The sequence below is a fragment of the Aquabacterium sp. UBA2148 genome, assembly GCF_002328915.1.
In the GTDB taxonomy this organism is placed as follows: Bacteria; Pseudomonadota; Gammaproteobacteria; order Burkholderiales; family Burkholderiaceae_C; genus Aquabacterium; species Aquabacterium parvum.
The window spans coordinates 7,967-8,201 of the sequence record NZ_DCXA01000008.1 but is presented as its reverse complement, the minus strand read 5'-3'; the positions used below and the strand labels follow the sequence as shown (position 1 = coordinate 8,201).

Here is a 235-nt window from a genome sequence, read left to right as displayed (position 1 = left end):
CCCGGGATGAACTCCGTCAACCGACGCAGCTTGCGGCGCTGCTCGTCGGGGCAGCGCTCTTCGAGCAGGGCCAGGTTGTCCCAATCCATGGCCAGCACCAGGTCGAAACGCTCGAAGTCAAGCGGCACGACCTTGCGCGCGCGCAGCCCGTCCAGGCGGTAGCCGCGTCGGCTGCCAGCGTCTTGCGAGCGGTCGTCGGGCGGGCTGCCCACGTGGTAGGCGTGGGTGCCCGCCA

1 pseudogene is annotated in these 235 nt (G+C 70.6%); it reads right to left on the bottom strand.

Annotation, left to right across the window (positions count from 1 at the left end):
- Positions 1–235 (bottom strand): annotated as a pseudogene (locus B2W70_RS00265) (low molecular weight phosphotyrosine protein phosphatase); the annotation flags it as partial.